The organism is Gordonibacter sp., assembly GCF_036667095.1.
Lineage (GTDB): Bacteria > Actinomycetota > Coriobacteriia > Coriobacteriales > Eggerthellaceae > Gordonibacter.
In genome coordinates, this window is sequence record NZ_JAVWUP010000017.1 from 8,579 (window position 1) to 24,273 (window position 15,695).

A 15,695-nucleotide genomic window follows, 5' to 3' on the forward strand; every position below is an offset into this window, starting at 1 on the left:
AACCGCCGCGCGATCTGCGCCGATCTTGCTACTTCACCACGAAGTCGCCCGGCAGGCGCGGTGCGGTGCGCGGATAGGATAGCGCCGGATACCCCAGCAGCATGCATACCTGCAAAGGTTTCTCTTCCGCCTCCAAAAATGCCTTAACAGCAGGCAGCTCGTCGGCTGCGCGGCACAGGTAGCCGTCATAAAGCATGCCAAGCCCCAGCGATGCCGCCACCAGCTCCATGTTCTGCGCGGCCAATCCTGCATCGTCGGCCCGCTCGGCGGCAACGAACACCACGGCGGGCGCGTTGCGGAACAGAAAGTCCACCGGCGGCTCGGCAAGGCGGTTTCTACTGAAGGGCTTGTACACCTTCGCCCAACGTGGCTTCTCTGCAGCTGGCAGGTCCAAAAGGCCATCGATGCCGTCCCACACCAGGTTCTTCAATTCGGCAAGCCCGCCCTGTACCACGACGAAGCGACACGCTTGGGCATTCTTCGCCGTAGCCGTGTAACGACCCGCCTGCAGGATCATGTCAAGTTTCTCGCGCTCGACGGCCTGTGCGCGATAATCGCGCACGCTACGCCGCGACTTGATCACACGCAGCATCGTGGAGACATCGATCGCACCCAGGGGCGCGGCAGGCTCCACCTCGCCCATATCGTAGCTCGGAATGGACACCGCCTCGGTCGGGCACACCGCAACGCAATGCCCGCACAGGATGCAGCGCCCTTTTACCTGGGCCATTCCGTCCTCGATACGCAGGTTCGCCCCTACGCAGTCATCCACGCAGCGGCCGCAGCCGATACAGCGCCTACCATCAATCTCAATGAGCATAGCAGCCTTCCTTCAGGGAGGGTCATGGCAAAAGCGGCACGCTTATGCGGCTGCGTCCTTTGCTCGAAACCATGCTTGATCACCGCAAGCGCCGAAGCGGAGCCGAGCGGTCTACGCAGGCAGCACGACCGATCCGGCGGTACCTTGCGGTCTACGCAGGCAGCACGATCGATCCGGCGGTACCTTGCGGTCTACGCGGACAGCGCAGCCAATCCGGCACGGACGCTCTCGGCACTAGCCTGCAGGGCTGCAAGCTCCTCGTCGTTCAGATCGAACTCGACGATCTCCTCCACCCCGCCACGGCCCAGGCGCACCGGCACGTTCATATACAGGTCGTCGATGCCGTATTGGCCATCGATATGCGCGCACACGCTCATGACCTCGTGCGTATCGCCTAGGATAGCCTCAACCATCTTGGCAATGGAGGCACCGGGTGCGTAATAGGCACTGCCGGTCTTCAAGTGCGCCACCACTTCGGCGCCGCCCTTGACGCAGCGCTGCACGACGTGCGCCACGGCAGCTTCATCCAGAAGCTCGGTGACCGGCGTGCCGTCGACCGTGGTGAAGCGCGGCCAGCACACCATGCCCTCGCCATGCGCGCCCACGGCCCAAGCCGTGACGCTGGACGGCGCGCAGCCCAGTTGCTCGCATACGGCAAACGACAGGCGCGAGGAGTCCAGCACGCCGCCCATACCCATGAGGCGCGCCGTAGGCAGACCCGACTCGCGGTACGCCAGCGTGGTCATAACGTCGAGCGGGTTCGTCACGCAGATGAACACCGCATTCGGGGAGGCCTCTAGGGCAGCCCCGATGACCGACTTCATGATGCCGGCGTTCACGCCCAGCAAATCCTCGCGTGTCATGCCGGGCTTGCGGGCAATGCCTGCCGTGATAACGACGATATCGGAATCGCGCGTGTCGGCGTAGTCGTTCGTGCCGGTCACCGACACGGTGAAGCCCTCCACACTGCGCATGTGCATCATATCGAGCGCTTTACCCTGCGGCAGGCCCTCCGCGACATCGATGAGCACGACGTCAGCCAGGTTCTTGGACGCGATGACGTGGGCTGCGGTGGCTCCGACGTTGCCGGCTCCGACGATGGTAACTTTAGGCATAGGTTTACTCCTTCGGGATCATATGCAATGCTCCGCATTGTAGCGCCAAGCGCCTCTTGCGCACGGCGAAGGATTGCGATTTTCAGCAAAACGACGCGCCACGGCAAACGAAGGACGCGCTCGGCGCAGCCGAAAAGCCGCGCCGTTCAACCAGAGAGCATCGTTATGGCGTCGCTTACGCGCTCTCCGCCGGAGCCTTGCGCTTGGCGGGTGCTTTCTTCGCCGCCGGCTTTTTTGCTGCCGGCTTCTTGGCAGCCGGCTTCTTGGCAGCGGGCTTCGCGCCTGCCTTCGCGCCTGCCGCGCCCTTGGCGCCCTTCTTCTCCTCGTCCTGCTCTTTGCCGGAGCAGTCGAAGTTCGGGCAGAGCTTCCACGGCCCGCGCGCGGTGGTCACGATGACCATCGGCGCGCCGCAGTGCTCGCACACCTCGTCGGTAGCCGTGAGCGGACCGTACTGGGGCAGCGGATAGCCGGTGTCGCATTCCTCGTAGTTCTCGCAGCGGATGAAGCGCTTCAACGTGCGCGGGTTCTTCTGCGCGATGAGCTTGGCCGTCTTGCCGTTGGCTTTGCACGTGGGGCATTCCCCCACCACCAGATCGGGTTCCTTGTTCGTGGCGCAATGCGGGTCGATGCAGTGGGCCATCGGCTTAGATCGGAACGCCGTCACTTTCACCTGCGGCATGCCACAGGTCGGACACGGCTCAGGGATTGACTCCACCTTGCCTTTCGGCAGCGGGTAGGTCACATCGCAGTCGGGCCAACCGGAGCAGCCGATGAACATGGAACGCGTCTTCTGCGAAGCGCGCAGCTGCAAGTCCTTGCCGCACTTGGGGCACGGCCCCACGTAGGCATCGGCGGCTACGGCATCGGCAAGCGCGTCCTTCACTTCCTCGGAATGGGGGAGCAGGCTCGCCAACTGCTCGGACAGGAGGTTGCGGCTGGTGTTCACCACGTCGGCCTTGGTCTTCTGGCCTTCGGCGATATTGTCCATCTCCGCTTCCAGCTCGGCCGTCATCTCGGGGTGCGTGATATGCGGGGCAAACTTATCCAGCGCGTCGCACACCGCCATGCCCAGCTGGCTGGGCTCGATAGGCTCGTTCTGGACGTACTTCACCGCATACAGGCGCTCGATGATGGAATGGCGGGTGGATTTCGTACCCAAACCCAGCTTCTCCATCTCCTGGATGAGTTTGCCTTGGCTGTAGCGCGCCGGCGGCTCGGTCTGCTTCTGCGTGCAGGTGGCGCCCCCGAACGCGATCTGCTGGCCCTCTGCGAGAAGGGGCAGCTGCTCGTCTTTCTTCAGGCCGTAGGGATAGATGGCGCGAAAACCCTGCACGACCAGCACATCGCCCTTAGCGGCGAAGGGCTCGCCGCCCACCTCCAGGTTCACCTTGGTGCCCTCGACGACCGCTGCATCGGAAAGCGTTGCCAAGAAGCGGCGTGCGATGAGGTTGTACAACTTGTAGTCGGCGGGAGCCAGATCGTCGGGCGTGGCTTTGGCCGTAGGATAGATCGGCGGGTGGTCCGTCGTCTCTTTCTTGCCGCGCGTGGCCGTGAGCTTGTCCTTAGCCAGTAACTCCCTACAATACGGCGCATAGGCGGGATTGCCCGCAATAGCGCGCACGGTCTCGGCAAGGTCGAGCGAGGCGGGGTACACCGTGTTGTCGACGCGCGGATAGGAGATGTAGCCGTCCATGTACAGGCTCTCTGCGATGCGCATGGTGCGCGCCGGGCTGATGCCCTCGTTCGACGCCGCCGCCATAAGCGACGTGGTGTTGAACGGAGCCGGCGGGGCCACCGTGCGCTTCTTCTTCTCGATGGAGGCAACCGTCGAGACGGTCGCGCCCTCGACATGCGCCATAACCGCGTATGCCGCAGCTTCGCTCTTGAAGCGAGCCGTGGCATGCGGGGCCTCGAAGGCATCCGGGTCCTCGCCAAATGCGCCGCGGATGACCCAGTAGTCCTCGGGCACGAACGCCAAACGCTCGCGCTCGCGTGCCACGATCAGGGCCAAGGTCGGCGTCTGCACGCGGCCGGAACTGCGCACGTTGCCGTATCCGGCGAATTTCACCAGCGTCAGGTAGCGAGTGAGTACCGCACCCCAGATCAAGTCGATATCCTGGCGCGAGGCACCGGCCGAGGCCAAATTCGTGTCCAGCTCCACCAGGTTTGAGAACGCGTGGGTGATCTCCTCCTTCGTGAACGCCGAATAGCGGGCACGCGATACGGGGGCCGTTGCGTTCATCTCCTGGATGCACGACAGCGCATCCGACCCGATAAGCTCGCCCTCGCGGTCGAAGTCGGTGGCGATGATAATGGAATCGGCCTTTTTGGCCAGGTTCTTCAAGGAGCGGATGATCTCCTTCTCCTTGGGCAGCTTCTCGATAGGCGCATACACCAGGTACGGCAGCGCGTCCATCTTCCACGACTTCAATTCCACGCCATCCTCGGTGAAGGGCTTCTTCTTTTTGAACGGGGGCTTGGGAAGCGTCGGGGGCAGGTCGGCGGGAAGGGCCACGCCCTCCTCGGTGACGCCTTGCCAGCCGCCGCGCTTCTTGTACACCATGGTGGGGGCGAAGTCGGGTTCGAGGATATGGCCGCGCAGGCCGATGGTGACCCATTCCTCGCCGTCCACATCGAAGCGGTACACCGGCGTGGAATACACCTTGTCCGCCTTAGGTTTCGTCACGCCGAGCAAATCGGCGATTTTCTGAGCCGCGTCGTTCTTCTCGGTAACTACCAGTTTCACGCGGTTCCCTCCTCATCTTCGGGGCCGCCTCCTGCGGCCTTGTCGTTCACACGGTTGCCCCACTTCAATTTATTAACGTGTGCGGGGATAGTGCACCTCAAGCGCGGATGCAGGCTCAAGAAAAGCGCAAGCCCCACCGTCGCCGCAAGGCGCAGCAGACGTTAGCATACACGATTTTTCGCAAAAGCGGCAGAAATTGTCTGCAACGCGGGCCAGCGAGATACTTCCGGAAATCGGATGGTGATTTCGTCTGCACCCGTTGGAGAAGGCAAGGACGTTTCGTGGACGGGACGTTTATCGGGTAACCTACTTTTAGGGAAGCCGCCGAACCGCCCGACCAACCGCCCAGTGCATCGCCAACGAAACACATTAGCGGCGGCATTGCCCGAAAAACCTCGCCCGGAAGAAGAGGCCCCATGAAGAAGCTCCTCGCTATCCTGCTCAGCCTGCTAGCCGTCGTCGTTATCGGCGCTGTAGGAATCGTCGCTCTCGCCAATACCTCGGGCAACCCGGTAAGCGACGCAGCGAAGAACGTCAAAGCAGCTGCGACGAACGCGGCCATGGACGCCGTCGACGTCAAGGGCCAAGTCAAGAGCGCCATCGACCAGCATGCCGGCGCTATCGCCGCCGCAACCGGCCTCACCGCCGAACAGGTGGACGAAGCCATCGCCCAGCTGGACATCGACAGCTGGCAAGCCGTCGCCCTACCCGACAGTGCCGCGAAGGCCGGCAGCATCGATGCCAGCAGCTTCGGCATCGACGGGACCATCGTCACCTACAAGGATCCTACCTACCTAACCCTCGAGGCATATGGGCAAAACGTCACACTCTCCGTTCCCGAAAGCGCTCAGACCTACCTGCCGTACCTTACGCTAGCGCAGTAAGCGCAGCCGCTGCAGCTCGCACACGTACCCGACGAACGTAAGGGTCATGCCCTGCTCTCGGCAAGAGCGCTTAGCATGCAGACGGGCGAGGGGAGCACCTGCCCCTCCCCTCGCCCGTCAATCGCCCATCCACACGACGAAGCGCCCTAGCTGGTGCGCGCCTCCTTCGTACGCCGCTGGTAGGCGCGCACGATCTGCGATAGCGTGAAGCACACGATGAAGTAGAACAACGCCATCAAGCCGAAGATCGTGAATATCTGCTCGGTAGAGTTGTAGCTGTTCATAAGGATCATACCCCGGCCCATGAGCTCCTGGACCGCCATGGCGCCCCAGAGGAAGCTCGTGTCTTTGATGGTGGTCACGAACTGGCTCAGCAGCGCAGGGATCATATTGCGCAACGCCTGCGGCAGAATGATCAGCAGATAGGCCTGCATGGTCGAGAAGCCTTGGCTCTTGGCGGCCTCGTACTGCCCGAACGCCACGCTGGCAAGGCCGCCGCGCACGATCTCCGCCACGCTGGCACTGGTGAATAGCGTAAACGCCAGCACCGCCGCACCCAAAGGCGGCAACTGCGCCACGAAGAACGTGAACATGATCCACAGCAAAAGCGGCGTATTCTTGAATATCTCGATGTAGACGGTCGCAAGGGCGGAAAGTACCCGGTTGCCCGACGTGCGCAGCACCGAGATGAACGTGCCGAGCACCACGGAGCAGAGGATGGCCACAGCAGAAATAGCCAGCGTCATCCCCAGGCCCTGCAGCAAGAACTGCATGTTGACCCACGTGAAAAGATCAGCCATGTCACGCCTCCTTTCCGTGCGTATGGTCGCGTGCCTCAACGTCGCGCCCCGGCAGATCGTCCAGCACACCTTCGGTCGCGCCGGAGCCGTCTGCGTCGTCGACACCCTCGCCCGTCGAGGTGATATGGTCGGACACGAACTCGTTGTCGGAGAACGCTTCCGCGGCAAGTTCCGCATCTTGGCGTGCCATGCGCTCGGCCAGACGGCGCTTTGCACCCGTACGGCCTGCCTTGGTATGGGTCTTGCGGCGCATGCACTCCTCGTCGGATGCGCACTCGTCCTCGATCTGCTGCTGCAGTTCCTTGCCGATGGCATCGGCGATCTCGGCCGCACGACGTCCGGTGATGGGATGCGAGCTGACGGTCAGCTCAGGATTCTCAGGGTCGTAGAGCGTGTGCAGCGGATGCCGTGGCGAAGGAGCTGCCGGAGCGGGTGCTATGTTGATGGTATCCTGCATGGTCTGCACGCCCGCGGAAAGCGCATCGGCCGCCGCGTGACCCGTGATGTCGTGAGAACCCGGCGTGGCCTCGGTGGAATCCTCGACCAGCTGCTCGGTCGCATCACCCGTGGCCACATGCTTGTGGCTGCGCGTGCGGTGCTCGAGGTACAACGCCAGGCGCGACAGCGGGAAGCAGATGATAAAATACAGCACGGCCGCAACCACGTACACCGGCCCGTAGTAGCTGGTAGAGCCTGCGAACGAGTTCGAGAAGTACATGATTTCCGCACCCACGAAGAACGCCAAGATGGACGTGTTCTTCACCAGGTTGGCAGCCTGCACGGCCAAGGGCGGCAGGATGATGCGCATGGCCTGGGGCAGTATGATCACGAACATCATCTGCCAGTAGTTGAAGCCCTGGCTCTTCGCCGCCTCGAACTGGCCACGGTGGATGGAGCCGATACCGCTGCGCACGACCTCGGAAATGTAGCCGCCATGGTAGATGCCGATAGCGAAAATGCCGATATAGAACGTCTCGAGCGAAATGCCGATCAGTGGCAGCAGCGCATAGAACACGAACGCCTGCAACAGCAGCGGCACGTTTTGCACCACCTCGACGTACACGCGGGTAATGCCGCGCGCCAACGCAAAGCGCGACACCGACAGCACGCCAAAGATCACACCCAGCACGAGCGCGAGCAATAGGGCGAAAAACGAGATGGCCACCGTGTGGCCGAACGCAGAAAGCAGGTCGGGCCACCGCGCAAACAGGGCCTCCCACTTGTACGGGGCAAAAGCATCAAGCATCGGTGAGCCCCCAATCCTTCTTGAGCGACTCGAGCGTGCCATCGTCCATCATGTCCTGCAGCGCAGTATCGATCTGCGCCGTCAGCTCGGCATTCGTCTTCTTCGTGGCAATGCCGTACTCCTGAGGGGCGAACTGCGCGTTCAACAGCATCGTCGAATCGTCCAGATAACCCAGCAGAATGGAGCGGTCCACCGAGAACGCGTCGACGCGTCCGGTGACCAGTGCGATCTTGATCTCGGGGTACGTGGCGTACTCCGCAAAGTTCATCGTGATGCCTATCTCGTCGCCCGCAGCGCCCAGCTTATCGCGCGTCGTGGCGCTCGACGCCACGCCGACGGTCTTGCCGTTCAGGTCGGCCAGCTCGGTAATACCCGAGCTCTTCTTCACCAGCACGCCGATGTGGTCGGTGAAGTAGGGTTGCGAGAAGTTGTAGCTCTTCTTGCGTGCCTCGGTGATGGTGAACGTAGCCAACGTCGCGTCGAGCGTGCCGTTGTCCAGCATGATGCCGCGCGTGGTCACGTTCACGCCCGTGACCTGCAGTGCGTCAGGACTGCCCTTCAAGCGCTTGGCCAGTTGACGGGCAATATCTACCTCGAAGCCCTCAATGTTGCCCGATTCCGGGTTCTGGAAGCCGAAGTTCGGCACGTCGATCTTCGTACCAACCCGCAAAACGTCGCCCGACGTGCAGCCAAACAGCGCGCCGCCCAAGGCAGCCGTGCCGGCGGCTATCGCCGCGACCTTCATGAAATGTCGTCTTGTCAGCATATGCACCGCCTACAGGATCTTCGACAGGAAGCTCTTGATGCGCTCGTTGCCCGATTCGTCGAAGATGAAATGGGGCGTGCCCTGAGCGATCACCTGGCCGCTCTCCATGAACACAACCTTGTCGGCAGCTTCGCGGGCCAAGCCCATCTCGTGCGTGACCATGACGATGGTCATATTGGTCTCCGCGAGCGACTTGATAACGTCGAGCACTTCCTGCACCATCTCGGGATCGAGCGCGCTGGTGGGCTCGTCGAGCAGCATGATCTTGGGGTGCATGTTCAGCGCACGGGCGATGGCCACACGCTGCTGCTGGCCGCCGGAGAGCTGGTCGGGGTACTTGCTGATCTTGTCCACCAGGCCCACGCGCTCCAAGTAGGCGCGACCGGTGCGCTCGGCATCCTCGCGCGGGATCTTCAGCACCTTGATGGGCGCGAGCGTGACGTTTTCCAGCACCGTCTTGTGCGGGTAGAGATTGTAGCTCTGGAACACCATGGCCACGTCGCGGGCGAGCGCACGGGCGTTCACCTTGCGGTCGGACAGGTCCATACCGTCCACGATAATCGTGCCCGTATCGGGCACTTCGAGTCCGTTGATGCAACGGATGAGCACGCTCTTGCCCGAGCCGGATGGTCCGATGACGACAACCTTCTCGCCCTCGGCCACATCGACCGACACGCCTTTGAGCGCCTCGACCGTACCGAAGTTCTTGTAGATATTCTGGACCGTGATTGCGTTTGCCACGCTGGGGCCTCCGTTCCCACTTGAAAGACCGGCGGCTTTGCGCCGCAACCGTCGGAGATAGATGAGGATATGCGTCGCGTCAGTATATCACCGGCATCTACGATACCGCAGGTACGAAGGGATTACAGGAGCGTGACGTTTGGACCCCAAGAGCAGAAGCAAGCATAAGAACCTCCCACAGCGATGGGGTTGGAGCTGCCCTCGCAAAAGCGGAATCAGCGTGCGAACATAAGCCGCTCGCTGTCAAACATCCGCTGAAGCACCATGATGCCCGCACCCGTGTACACGAGGTTCGCCACCGCGCACACCGCCACGTTCAGCGGCTGGAAATCGAACGTGAAGATGCCGATCATGCATTGCACACTGTTGTACAGGGGAATCAGGTAGTACCAGAAGTCACTTTGAGCCCCGCTGCCAAACATGCCCAAGATGCCCACGAGCATGACCACGATCATGAGCGGGGTGAGATACGTCGTTGCCTCTTTGGTGGACTTCGCAAGTGCCGACACGATCGTGATAAGCATGACGATGACCAGCGCCGTCGAGGCAACCACCAAGGCCAGCAGCAAGTACTCTTGCATGCCGTACACGTTCACGTTCACTTCGCCCTTCGTGAGGTTGCCCAGCCCCGCAAAGATGCCGACCGTGCTCGATGCCGCGCTCAGCAAGCCAATAAGCGTAACGGCCAGGATCTTTCCCAACGCGATGTCGCGGCGACGTATGGGCGTGGCCAGCATAGTCGCCATGGTGCCCCGCTCCTTCTCGCCGGCCACCGACTCCGCCGCAATGGACATGCAGCTCGTGAACAGGAAGATCAGCAGCATGAGCGGCACGATGGTCACCACGAACGACCCGGCTGCATCGCGCTCGTCAGCCACGTCGAAGGCACCCTGTCCCGCATTCACGTCGAAGCGGTTCGACAGCGACGACTCGAAAGAATCCAGCAATGCGGCAAGCGTCAGATAAGCCTGGCGCGAATCGGGATCGGCGGAATTGTAGTAGATCTCGATCTGGGGTGCAGGATCGCCCGTCGCGGGGTCGTAGACGGCAATCTCCCCGTCGAATCCCTCAGGGAACACGGCAAACGCCTTCACGTCTCCCTGCTCGATGCGCTTGCGCATATCGTCGGCACTCGGAAGGCCCGCCTCGTCCTTGATGTCCACGCCGCCCGATGCCGCGAGGGCTTCGATGCTAGCCGGCCCGTTCACCGCGGCGACAACCGGTCGCTTGTCTTTATCGGGAGCCATCATGCCGCTCATCGCGTCTCCCATGAACGACCACATGCCGAAAATGAGCAGGCCGGGCAAAAGGATGGCTACCGCCGCCGACGCCTTGTTGCTGAAGAAGCGCGCCAGCTCCTTCCTGGCTATGGTCATGACATTGCTTTTCATGAGGCCTCGCCCACCGTCTGCGCGTACAAGTCGAAGAACGCATCCTCAAGCGAGCGCTCGCCTGACAGCTCGGAAATGGTTCCCTCGGCAGCCATGCGCCCACCGATGATGACCCCCGCCCGATCGCACACCTTCTCTACCAGGCTGAAAATATGGGTGGACAGCAAGATGGTCTTCCCCTGCCCCTTCAATTCCATCAAAAAGTCGGTCACGGTCTTGGCCGTGATGACGTCCAGGCCGTTCGTAGGCTCGTCGAAGATGATGACGTCCGGATCGTGCACCAGCGATACCGCCAGCGATGCCTTCTGCTTCATGCCGGTGGACAGGTCGGCCACCTTCGTCTGCGCGAAACGGTCGATGCCGAAGCGCTCGAACAGCGCGCGCTTGCGCACGTCGCGCGCAGCTGGCTCCACGTGGCGCAGCTCGGAGAAGAAGTCGAACAGGTAGTCGGGCGAGAACGTCTCCTCGAGGCGCAGCTCGCTGGTGAGAAACCCAACGGTCGCGCGCACCTTCATGGGGTCGGACACGATCGAGGCGCCCTCGATGAACGCGTCTCCCTCGTCGGGCTTCACCAGCGCCGCCAACATGCGCAGCGTCGTGGTTTTGCCGGCACCGTTGGGGCCCAACAGCCCGTATATCTCGCCCGCCTGCACCGTGAACGACAGCCCGTTCACAGCGGTCTTCGTACGTGTATCAGTGCGTTCTAGCTTGCGTTGCTTCGCGGATAGCTTGAAGATCTTCTTCAAGCCCCGCGCCTCGATGGTCGTCTCCATCGGCCCTGCCCTTCTCGACTTCTTCGCGCTCAAGCACGCGCTGCATGGCCGCAATGGCGCATTCGATCTGGCCGTCGTCGGGTTCGTTGGTGGTGAGGTACTGCATCTGCATGCCGGGCCACAGGATCACTTTCACCAGCGGGTTGTCCGGATGGCTTCCCGCCCAGCGCACCGTGATCTCGTAGGATATGCCAGCAATGACGGGCATGAGCACGATGCGCGACACGATGACCAGCGCCAGCTTCGGTGCGCCGTCCGGCACGCCCCAGGCCGCGATGAGCGCGTTGATAGGCGTGACCGTGTACACGAAAATGGCGATGACCATGACCATGATAAGGAACGCCGTGCCGCAGCGCACGTGCAGACGCGGAAAGCTGCGCGCGTTCTCGGGTGTGAGCGGCAGGCCGTGCTCGTAGCAGTGGATGGTCTTGTGCTCGGCGCCGTGGTAGCCAAACATGCGCTTGATGTCGCTCATGCGGCCGATGAGCCACAGGTAGAACACGAACACGAGCACGCGAAGAAGCCCGTCGACGATGTTCCAGAGCATGGTGTTGGAGTCGTACTCGCCCACGATCAGGTTCGTAAGCAAAGCCGGAGCACCGATGAACAGCACTACGCCCAGCACGAGGCCGATGACCATGGACACGGCCATCTCCTTCTTGCCGAAAGAGGCTTCCTTGTCGGAAGAGGCTTCCTTGTCGAGGGAAGCTGCCCGGCCCGATTCGGCTGCCGCCTTTTCGGCAGAGCCTTCCGCAGGAGCCTCGACCACCTCGAGCGTCGTTTGCGCACCGAGGGCGTCGATCATCGTGTCAGGCCGTCCGAAGTCGTCCTTCCACGAGAACGCCTTATCCTGCGCAGAAGAACCAGCCGTCACTTCGGGGCCAAGATCGCTCTCTCCCGACGACGAGCGGAGGGAGTCGACATCGCCCATCAAGCGAGTGCCGCAGCTCTGCGAGGATTGTTCGAGCGCCGGGGCGTCGTCGACTTCCTCCACGGACTCCCGGGTCGGATCTTCCTCTTCATCCGCGAACGCATGGAGCGCGGCTATTTCCAAAGCCTTGTAGCCCAGCATGAGCGATTCGACGAGGGCGCGGCAACCGCGCACCAAAGGCCAGCTCATCCAGCCGTTCTTCTTGCGACCCGAAGCCAGGTCGTGTTCTTCGAGGTACACGTTGCCGCTCGGCTCGCGCACGGCCACCGCCCAGTTGTACCTGCCGCGCATCATGACGCCCTCGAGCAGCGCCTGGCCGCCCACATGGGTCTTGCGCGCACCATCCTCCGCGAATGCGCGGGAAAGGTCGCTTTTCCGCCTGGCTTCCTCCACAGCTTCGAGCTGGGCGCCATCGGACATCGACTGCCCTTGCGCGACGGAGGTTGCACCGTTGCTTTCCATCGCTATCCCCTCGTCACACGCGGATACGGATTACCGCAGCACATCTTGCCCTCAGGGCAGGTGCCGTGCACGCACGGCGCACCCGCATCCATGAAGAGGTACGGCGCCGTGGGCAATGCCAGTTCCAACATGCGATGCGCCATATCGCGGATCTCCCACTGCGCACGGTTGCAGCAACGCAGCTCGAAGAAGTGCAGCAGCTCGCGCACGTTCATGGTGATGACGATCTTCGACTCCACGGCATTGGGCAGCAGGTAGCGGGCGTCCTCGGCCGGCACGCCGGCATCGAGCAGTGCGCGATATGCCTCCTGCGCCTTCGCGACAGCCTCGTCGAACAGGGCGCTTGCCTGCGGGTCGGATACAACGCTCTCCGGCTTCACCACCGGCAGCTCGTCGGAGAATTTCACGTAACGCTGGCTCTGCTGGTTGAAGCTGGCGATGCGGTGGCGCACCAACTGGTGCGTGAGAGCACGCGAGACGCCGTCCACCGCGAACGTGTAGCTGGCGTGCTCGAGCGTGGAGTGGTGCCCGCTGCCCATGATGGTGGCGAGCACGCTTTCCACGCGTTCGTCGGGCATGGTTTCCATGAGCTCGGCGGCACCCACGGGCGCATAGCACAGACGCGCAGCCGTAGCGATGGCGCGCTCAGGATCGGGCGTGTGGTACAGGAGTTCGACTTGCATGGGGCGTATGCTCCTCGTTTCGAAATAAATTGGCGTTATCTGCGCACAGACGTGCTCTCTTTCGCTAGTATAGTACCCGATGCCACTGGCCCGGTAAGCGAAAGGCTCTCCCATGCCCGAAAACAACATGCCCGAATCGTTCGTCCCCCTGCTGTCCACCCACGACTGGAACGAAGAGTGGAAGCAGCTGCAGAAAGCCCGCCGCCAAGCAGATGACGCAGCGCATTGGGACGAACGCTCCAAGACGTTCGGCATCTCAGACGCGCCGAACGCCTACGTACGGAAGTTCCTCGAACTCGCACGTATCGAGCCCGGTGAGACGGTGTTCGACATGGGTTGCGGCACCGGTGCGCTATCCCTGCCGCTCGGGCAGGCGGGGCACAAGGTGGTGGCCGCCGACTTTTCCGCCGGCATGCTGGGCGTCATGGAGGAACAGCTGGAGCACCGCAGCATCACCACCGTATTCCCCAAGCAGATGAGCTGGGAAGACGATTGGGCGTCGCACGGCGTGCGACCCGGCATGGTGGACGTGTGCGTAGCCTCGCGCTCCATCGCCACCGCCGACATGAAGGATTCGCTGCTGCGCCTGACCGACGTGGCGCGCCGCCGCGTGTGCGTAACACTGGCCACCGGCTCGTCCCCGCGCACCGACGAGCGGGTGCTCGCCGCCATCGGCCTGCAAAGCGTGCTGGGCCGCGACTACCTCTACGCCTTCAACATCCTGGCGAACGAGGGGCTCATGCCCGAGGTGTCCTACATCGAGAGCACGCGCTCCGATTCTTTTGACACAGCAGACGAGGCGTACCAGGAGCTCGCGCGCATGGTGCAGGATGCGACGGGCGCCTTCGTGGCAGAGAGCCTGCGCCGCGCAGCCCTCGAGCGCTTACGCGACTGGCTGGGCGAGAACCTCGTCCAAAACGAACGCGCCGGCGAGGTGGATGCCAAAGGCAGGGCCGCCAAGCGCCTGCGCCTGCGCGTGCCCCGCTCCGTCACCTGGGCGTTCGTTTCTTGGGACAAGTAGACAGGCACAGAGGCTATGCCTCGACCCGCTCGAACATATCCTTACCAACACCGCAGACCGGACACACGAAGTCGTCGGGCAGCTCGTCGACGTACTCCAGGTGGCCACATACGGTGCAGCGCCAGGCGTACTTCGGCTGAGGCGCATTCGCTGCAGGCTCGGCAACAAGACCGGGCAGGAAGCTGGAGGCCTTCGGCGGGGTTTTGCCGCCCTTGACCAGATGGTAATAAGCGTAAGTCATCGGCTCGCCCGCATCCAGCTTCTCGGCTTCCTCTACCTCGCCCACGAACAGGACATGCGAGCCCAGGTCGACCTCTTGCACCACGCGCACCGAGAAGCGAGAGCACGCCGGCTCGGGCACATAGGGATATCCTGCCGCATCGACGGCGGTTGGACAGGCGGCGAACTTGTCGCGGTCGGCGCTACTATGAAAACCGAACGTGCCGATAAGCTCCATCGGGGCTTCTTGGGACAAACAGGTAGCAGTGAAATGACCTGAAGCGCGAATGACACCGGTCGTGGCGTTGTCTTTGTTCAGGGCGACGCTTACCTGCAAAGGCGACGAAGTAACCTGCTGGAACGTATTGGCAATGCATCCGGCACGCCGTTGGCCGTCCTTCGATGCGATAACGTAGAGTCCGTAGCTCAAGCTGAAGAACGCAGTCTGGTCGATCATAGGTGGCGCCTCTCCGCCGCGACGCCGCCGCGTCCGGCTTTCCCGAAAACCTCGTCGTTTCTTTTTCTGCATGCAAGATATGCGGGCAAGATCGCAAGCCGTCGCGCCTCTCGTCCGAGCGCTCAACCTCCCTGCTTACTGCCGCATTTCTTCTCTGATGCCCACTAATGATACTTTTTATCGATAAAAGGAGCAAGGCTGAATGCAGCGCGAACGGCATCGCGGGCCGCATCGCCCGGCTCGATGGCGAAGGTCCCTCCCCACGCGTCAGCAAAACGCTCCTCGACGCCGTCTCGCAACCATGCGCGCACGACAACGAGCGCATGCGGAAAACGCGCCGTCGCCCCACGGCCAATCAAGTCCAAGGCCGACGTCAACCCACGGCCGTGCTCTAACTCCAACCGCCCCAACTCGTCCACCACAAGCAAGGCAGGGCGAACGCCGTTTTCAGCCGCACCCTCTTCCCGCGCGCCTAGAGCATTCGGAACCTCGGGCGAGCCCGATGACGCAGGTGAAAAATCGACGATTGATCCCGCAGTAGGCTTCGTTGCGCAATCTGCAGCAAGTTTTGTTGCGCATTCCGCCGCAAGTTTTGTGGCGCAATCTGCTGAGAAGTCCATTGCAGACTCCATGACGGCAC

Annotated in this window: 14 protein-coding genes and 1 pseudogene; 2 read left to right on the plus strand and 13 right to left on the minus strand. The window is 62.3% G+C overall.

Annotated elements, in window-relative coordinates; all coding sequences use genetic code 11:
• Positions 1-28: 28 nt before the first annotated feature.
• The 3 genes from RR842_RS03240 to RR842_RS03250 form a co-directional block, all read right to left on the minus strand.
• A complete protein-coding gene (locus RR842_RS03240) occupies positions 29-820 on the minus strand; it encodes a nitroreductase family protein (RefSeq protein ID WP_332728966.1) in 792 nt (263 codons plus the stop codon).
• 191 nt (positions 821-1,011) lie between these two features.
• Positions 1,012-1,935, minus strand: a complete 924-nt coding sequence (gene mdh / locus RR842_RS03245) for a malate dehydrogenase (RefSeq protein ID WP_332511835.1) — start codon at positions 1,933-1,935, stop codon at positions 1,012-1,014.
• Positions 1,936-2,110: 175 nt separating this feature from the next.
• Positions 2,111-4,681, minus strand: coding sequence for a DNA topoisomerase I (locus RR842_RS03250; protein ID WP_332728968.1), 2,571 nt, complete (start codon positions 4,679-4,681; stop codon positions 2,111-2,113).
• Positions 4,682-5,097: 416 nt separating this feature from the next.
• On the opposite strand from RR842_RS03250, the gene RR842_RS03255 reads away from it, so the two are divergent.
• A complete protein-coding gene (locus RR842_RS03255; RefSeq protein ID WP_332511831.1) occupies positions 5,098-5,565 on the plus strand; it encodes a hypothetical protein in 468 nt (155 codons plus the stop codon).
• A 146-nt stretch (positions 5,566-5,711) separates the two neighbouring features.
• Here RR842_RS03255 and RR842_RS03260 read toward each other — a convergent pair whose 3' ends face one another.
• From RR842_RS03260 to thyX, 8 genes are all read right to left on the minus strand, one after another.
• Positions 5,712-6,365, minus strand: a complete 654-nt coding sequence (locus tag RR842_RS03260) for an amino acid ABC transporter permease (RefSeq protein ID WP_332728969.1) — start codon at positions 6,363-6,365, stop codon at positions 5,712-5,714.
• Position 6,366: 1 nt separating this feature from the next.
• Positions 6,367-7,611, minus strand: coding sequence for an amino acid ABC transporter permease (locus tag RR842_RS03265; RefSeq protein WP_332728970.1), 1,245 nt, complete (start codon positions 7,609-7,611; stop codon positions 6,367-6,369).
• Complete coding sequence (locus RR842_RS03270) at positions 7,604-8,377, minus strand: transporter substrate-binding domain-containing protein (protein ID WP_332553976.1); 774 nt, start codon at positions 8,375-8,377, stop codon at positions 7,604-7,606. The genes RR842_RS03265 and RR842_RS03270 overlap by 8 nt, the downstream gene beginning before the upstream one ends.
• Positions 8,378-8,386: 9 nt before the next feature.
• Entirely contained in the window at positions 8,387-9,118 is a 732-nt protein-coding gene (locus RR842_RS03275) for an amino acid ABC transporter ATP-binding protein (RefSeq protein ID WP_332511825.1), read from the minus strand.
• 215 nt (positions 9,119-9,333) lie between these two features.
• Positions 9,334-10,494, minus strand: coding sequence for an ABC transporter permease (locus RR842_RS03280; RefSeq protein WP_332511824.1), 1,161 nt, complete (start codon positions 10,492-10,494; stop codon positions 9,334-9,336).
• 11 nt (positions 10,495-10,505) lie between these two features.
• Entirely contained in the window at positions 10,506-11,282 is a 777-nt protein-coding gene (locus RR842_RS03285; protein ID WP_332728971.1) for an ABC transporter ATP-binding protein, read from the minus strand.
• A complete protein-coding gene (locus tag RR842_RS03290) occupies positions 11,203-12,633 on the minus strand; it encodes a DUF1385 domain-containing protein (protein WP_332728974.1) in 1,431 nt (476 codons plus the stop codon). Before RR842_RS03290 ends, RR842_RS03285 begins: the two co-directional genes overlap by 80 nt.
• A 44-nt stretch (positions 12,634-12,677) precedes the next feature.
• Entirely contained in the window at positions 12,678-13,358 is a 681-nt protein-coding gene (gene thyX, locus RR842_RS03295) for an FAD-dependent thymidylate synthase (RefSeq protein WP_332511821.1), read from the minus strand.
• Between the two features lie 112 nt (positions 13,359-13,470).
• Here thyX and RR842_RS03300 point away from each other — a divergent pair, with 112 nt between their 5' ends.
• Complete coding sequence (locus RR842_RS03300; RefSeq protein ID WP_332511819.1) at positions 13,471-14,379, plus strand: methyltransferase domain-containing protein; 909 nt, start codon at positions 13,471-13,473, stop codon at positions 14,377-14,379.
• A 13-nt stretch (positions 14,380-14,392) separates the two neighbouring features.
• Here RR842_RS03300 and RR842_RS03305 read toward each other — a convergent pair whose 3' ends face one another.
• Together RR842_RS03305 and RR842_RS03310 are read right to left on the minus strand one after the other, a co-directional pair.
• On the minus strand, positions 14,393-15,055 hold the full coding sequence (locus RR842_RS03305) for a flavin reductase (protein WP_332511818.1): 663 nt from the start codon (positions 15,053-15,055) through the stop codon (positions 14,393-14,395).
• 164 nt (positions 15,056-15,219) lie between these two features.
• A pseudogene (locus RR842_RS03310) lies at positions 15,220-15,695 on the minus strand (hypothetical protein); the annotation flags it as partial.